General features: G+C 43.8%; 5 protein-coding genes. All 5 read left to right on the top strand.

Translation table 11 applies throughout. The features are described 5' to 3' along the window. Positions 1-517 (top strand): group II intron maturase-specific domain-containing protein (locus tag BLT02_RS16515; protein WP_242869858.1); only part of this gene is annotated, 517 nt, incomplete at its 5' end. Positions 518-659: 142 nt separating this feature from the next. Then, complete coding sequence (locus BLT02_RS16510; protein ID WP_139187721.1) at positions 660-1166, top strand: hypothetical protein; 507 nt, start codon at positions 660-662, stop codon at positions 1164-1166. 179 nt (positions 1167-1345) lie between these two features. Beyond that, positions 1346-2560: an SIR2 family protein gene (locus BLT02_RS16505; protein WP_092998096.1), complete on the top strand. Its 1215-nt coding sequence runs from the start codon at positions 1346-1348 to the stop codon at positions 2558-2560. Next, positions 2547-4421, top strand: a complete 1875-nt coding sequence (locus tag BLT02_RS16500) for an ATP-binding protein (protein WP_092998093.1) — start codon at positions 2547-2549, stop codon at positions 4419-4421. Before BLT02_RS16505 ends, BLT02_RS16500 begins: the two co-directional genes overlap by 14 nt. Positions 4422-4448: 27 nt before the next feature. Further along, positions 4449-4928 carry a hypothetical protein gene (locus BLT02_RS16495; RefSeq protein ID WP_092998090.1) on the top strand — a complete coding sequence of 160 codons (480 nt, stop codon included), beginning with the start codon at positions 4449-4451 and terminating at the stop codon, positions 4926-4928. Positions 4929-5610: the final 682 nt, after the last annotated feature.

The following is a 5610-nucleotide window of genomic DNA, read 5'->3' as shown; positions in this document are numbered from 1 at the left end:
GGAGTGGTTCTATGAGCAACTGAAACGTAGGATGGGAAACTTTGGACTGAGTCTTGAGGAAGAGAAGAGCCGTCTGATAGAGTTCGGGAGATTTGCGGAGCAGAACTGCGCGAAGAGAGGAACAAGACCGGAGACATTCACCTTTCTCGGATTTACACACTACTGTTCCAAGAGCAGGAACGGGAGGTTCAGGGTTAAGAGGAAAACCAGTAGAAAGAAATTCAGCAAGAAACTGAAGGAGGTTCACAGGAAGATGGGCGAAATGCGCGCGATGAAGACTAAAGATATCGTGCATAAGCTGAACGAGATTCTTGTTGGTTATTTCCATTACTACGGGATCACGGATAACTCACGGAGTATCAAATCATTTCGGTACGGGGTGATGAAGAGCTTATTTTACTGGCTCAATCGACGCAGTCAGAAGACAAGTTACAGCTGGGCAGAATTTTTATATATGCTTGATAACAATCACCCACTGGCCGAGGCGAAGTTATACGTGAGCATCTATGCGCAATAAAGCTGACAAACTAATCGATTAGTCTCGTAAAGAGCCGGATGCGGGAAAGCCGCAAGTCCGGAATTCTGTGAGGGGCGGAGGGAGCAATCCCCCCGTCTACTCGACCCATTAAACAAGCTCTGGTTTCACAGCACGAGCAGAAGTGCCAGAAGGAGAATATGAAGTACTGATCAAATGGCCGTTGTCAATTGCGCTATCGACAGGGGTGTATATCAACTTTGATGGAGTGCATTATACGCCGGAGAAAGAGTTTGAGGCTCCAGAGACCGATGCGGATTTCATTCAAAAGGGTGTGATAAGAGTTTACCGGCCAGACTTTCACTGCTGGGTATATCAGTATGAAGGTTCACTTTATTGGATCGTTGATCAGGATTTCAACTTTGAGGAAGATAGTTCCACATACATACAGTATCAATTGTGGACAACTCAAACAGAGAAGCTTCCCCAAGAACGCCTTGATAATAACTGGCTGTGGGATAACATTGGCGGTAATTTTGAGGAGTATGAGATGCAAAGCGATTTCGGTGAATATAGGGTTATGAGGCGAGAGTTGCCTACAGAATATGCGATAACAGCAATAGTCACAGGATATCACAAAGATGGTAAGTGGATCTGGAGGAACTACTTCAGACCTATTTATGAATTTTAAGGATCCGAGTCCCCGCACGGAAATGAAGGAAACGATGGAAGTAAACAACCAGACTGGCTTTTTTTGTAGGGTTGCCAGCAGACACTGGCTTATCTTTGCCACATATCCATGGCTTAGGGCGGGGAATCCATACAAGGAAAGTACACGAGTGAGGAACAGGGAAAGGAGGTCTAACAGAAATGGTTTTTGACAGCAACTTCATTATCAATAAACTGAACAACAAGCTTAATGAAGAACAGCAGATTAAATCTGAAGAAGAACTCCTTACGCTTCTTCAACCAGAAAAGGATAAAGATGGTAATGTGATCGCCGATACACATCTGCCCGCAGAAGACCTTCTGGTAGCATTCTCTGACCTTCGGCTGAAGCTTGCCGAGCACATGAAACTTGATGATGTGCTATTCCTATTCGGTAATGGCGCATCCATTTACGCTGGTTCCCAGGACACACGGAAATTCAAGCTGGAGGATTATAAGGCAAAGTATGCTGATCTTTCCCCCATAATTGATGAAGTGGGAAAACTCCTGGGAATTGAAGATCAACTCAATGCTCTAATTATTGTGAGGTCCTACTATAATCTTGTGAAGGATGAAGCCAAAGAAAACCTTGTCAGTAATCTGATTGATGAGATAAAAGGTGTGTTGATCGATAGCTTTGTTAATTCCGTTGACTATCGTAAGTTGTCTCTCCATGAGATGTTCCTTCTGAAACTTCGTACATTCGGATGCCTCACGAGAACGGACATATACACACCGAACTACGATTTGGCCTTTGAGTATTCTCTCGATAAACTGGCAATAGAATATAGGGATGGGTTTTCTGGCTTTGTAAATCGTGTTTTCGATCCAAGAACATTACAGGGTAAAGACAAAACTGGCCTGATCAAGATCCACGGTTCTGTAAATTGGATTGTGGAAGATGGGAAAGTTAAGGAGTACCAGCCAAAGTTTAAAGACGGGAAGGTCAAAATTGATGATACAGCTCCAGTACTGATTTATCCTACGTCTCATAAGCTGTACCAAACGTATAGCACTCCATATAGTGAACTCATGCGGCATATGCTGGATGAAATGGAAACCGGAAAGAATGTTGTGATCGTCCTTGGCTATAAGTACGGTGATGACCATATCAATGAGATTCTGTTCAAAGCTTTAGAGAATCCCAACAATATTTTTTATTTCTTCCTCTATAACCCCGATGAGCAGGGTGAGTTCATCGATCAACTGAAGCGTCTTTCTGATAGCATGCCTAATATCAATATTCTGACTGGCAAAGTACTGGCAGATTATAAGACCTTTGTGAAGTATATCCTTCCTGCGACTCCTGAAAAAACTGACCAGGAGAAGGCAATAGAGCTTCTCCAGAAAGTGTTGGTGGGACATGCAGGTAAATGAGATCGGAAGAATTACAAAAATAACAGGTGCTAAGGTATTGATTCGCGTGACGGTTCCGGCTGCCATCAACCACATTGGAGTTGAGGGCTTTATAACAAGCTACATTTCAATCGGATCGCTAGTGGGAACCAGGCTTGTAGATGGACGTCTGCTTGTAATGACTGTTGAGGAGATTTACGATAGTGATGTAGACATTTTCGTATCCTCATCTATCAGTGGCATTTATGATGAAATTACGGAAAAGTTCACGTTTGGCACTAACACGTATCCGTTAGTTGGCGAACAGGTTTTTAAACTGTGGAACAAGATACTGGAGCATATCTTTGCACCTACAGAAAAGACAGCTCCATCAACGATCGGAACGTATATTTATGATAGCAGTGTAGCTGTTGGATACAACCCTAATGTTCTCTTTGGAAAGCATCTCGGAGTGTATGGCAATACAGGAAGTGGTAAAACCTGTACAGTTGTTTCTATCATTCAGAAGTATATCAGGGAGAATCCTGAGAAGGATATCAAATTCATTATTCTTGATGTGAACGGTGAGTATCGAACGGCTTTTCACAAAGAAGAATACGAATACTACGAATTTGACACGCTTCGATTCAACCATACGATTCTGAACATAGCGGAATATGGTAGACTTTTCCGAACTTCGGAAGCCACACAATTTCCCGCGATTCGAGACAGCATTTCCGTTTTATCAAATCGTGGAAGCCAAAAGTGGGATTTGAAGGAATTGCCGAGACAACTAAGTGCATGGGTCGAAAAAAGCAAAGTAAGCGATTTTAATAAGAATCAGCTCATGCAATACCTTCAAACGTTATTCCTTCGTGTCGAATCCATACTTGACGATGCTGAACTTATGGCAGTTATCAATTCAGATGAAGAAAATACTCTAAGAAGAATTCTGAAATCTGACAAGAAGGTTCATATTCTTGACTTGCAGGTTTCCATAGATGCGCTCGACATCGTACTGTATCTTCTGTTTAAAACGATCTACCAGTATAAAGTGGAGCAGAAAAAAGAAGAAGTACCTGATCCGACACATTTGAATTTGGTGCTGGAAGAGGCACATAGATATATTAACGCTGATCTCAATGAGACTAAACTTGGGAACTATTACATTGACAAACTATCGCGCGAGGGGCGAAAGTTTGGTATCGGATTAGTAATATCATCACAGGTTCCATCGATGTTGTCATATGAGATCGTCAGCCAGTGCAACTCTGTGATCATGCATAAGATTACCAGTAAGCGGGACATGGAGTTTCTAAGGGGAGTTCTCAGAATATCCAACGATGCTTTTTACTTGCAAATGAGTGCTTTGGAGAAACAGCATGCGATTGTATGCGGTGAAGCATTTCCAAATGATAGCATTGTAAAAATACATGATGCTTACCCGCTTCCACAAAGTAATGATCCAGTGATTGATGACATCCCTTTTGGGCAGAGGGCACCCCATTCTGAGCCAGAGCGGTTTGGTATTATTGAACTTAGTGAGGTTGGTGTGCCCGAGGATAAAGATGAGTGGGATGAGCTTATAGAGCAATTACAGGAAAGCCCAAATTTTCAGACAACCCACAGCCTAATAGCAAGGCTGCAAAAGAATAGCTATTGGACGGAGTATCAGGTTGATCAATTATGTGGGGCAGTAATTGATAATTCCCAGGTTGGATGGGTAATAGGTGATACTGATGTCTGCTCTTTTTACAGAGGTCTTCTTGGGGACATTGCTGATAGGACTGGGAATTTGAAAGCTGTGTACGATATGGTCTTTGAGGCTAAGGAAGATCAAAAAGGGAATGATTGGAAGGAACTTGAAGCTGAACAGATTATTGACGAGGAGTTACCTTTTTGATAATGGCTCCAACAATGGAATAATTCTATGAGAAACGAAGACTTTCTGGATTTTTTACGTTACATTAAGCTACCTCGTGGCATACTTCTCGGCGATGGAACTACTTATCGCCTTGAAAAGCAAGACTTCCCTCCACGGAAATTCCGACAAGAACTGGACTCGTTCGAGAAAATTCTGGTTTTATCCGATGGTAATCTGCATGTTGTCGGTGGAGTGTTGTTCTATGGAAGCGTTGATATTCAGGTGACGACGCTGCCAAGATACCGGAACCGAGGTTATATGAGTGCGATTCATAAGAACGGAATCTTGAAAGCGGAATGTTATCCGAGGCAGAAGGTATCAATCGAACCAAGCGAACTCAGGAGCATGGATGACTTTCTGAAACGGGACCACATGCTTCGCATGATCGGTTTGCGGGCGAAGAATCTACCTGAAGTGTACTCGTGGCTAAATTGCTTTCATCAGGTTGACTGTAGCGAGGAAGATTTTATCAACACATACGCATAAAGGGTTTACGGGAACAGGACCTTGGTGTCAGGCAGTGCGCCCTGAAGGGCGCTTCACATAGTGGACAGGAGACGTCCACCCGGTAAGTTGTGAGCCGCAACACCGGAAGCGAGTTTTGCGTGGGATGCGGTAACGTAATCCTGCGAAGCGTAAACAGCATGGCTGTAGGGATGGCTATTGAGCATCGAAAGACTAACATATCCGAGGGACGACGCTGTTGCCTGAGCGGAAGTCAACACACATATGGACGTTAACGGCGAGGAAGTATGTGCCCGGCGGTGTCGGAAAGAACCATTCATGCAGCACAAAAGTGATGCGTCAACAGTGGGAGATCCTGCATTTTCCTCGTGGAGTGTGACCGCGTGGTATGGCAAACAACCAAAAAGGAGGATGCCAAACGAAGTGCAGGAAGTCGGAGGCCCGAATAGTACCGATGAAGCCGTGAACAAGATAAGCGGGGGAGGGAAGTCGAGAACGAGCTGTTCCTCACAGCTCAGGCCTGCGGGACAATATCAAAGAGGAAACATTTGCTGTACACAGAGGCAGACTTCTCCGTACACAGAGACGGGAGAAAGAAGGACAAACAAATGGCAACGGAATTGGCGAGAATAGCGGAATTATCTGCGCAAAATCCAACCATGGTATTTACCTCAATCGCCCATTTGATCAATGTAAAACTTCT

Source organism: Sarcina sp. DSM 11001 (assembly GCF_900101015.1).
Classification (GTDB): domain Bacteria; phylum Bacillota; class Clostridia; order Lachnospirales; family Lachnospiraceae; genus CAG-791.
Note: the sequence above shows the minus strand (reverse complement) of the source record. Positions and strands in the feature narration are given on the sequence as shown.

Coding starts and splice junctions, on each gene's coding strand:
- BLT02_RS16505 (WP_092998096.1), top strand. CDS start 1,346: ATGGTTTTTGACAGCAACTTCATTATCAATAAACTGAACAACAAGCTT.
- BLT02_RS16500 (WP_092998093.1), top strand. CDS start 2,547: ATGCAGGTAAATGAGATCGGAAGAATTACAAAAATAACAGGTGCTAAG.
- BLT02_RS16495 (WP_092998090.1), top strand. CDS start 4,449: ATGAGAAACGAAGACTTTCTGGATTTTTTACGTTACATTAAGCTACCT.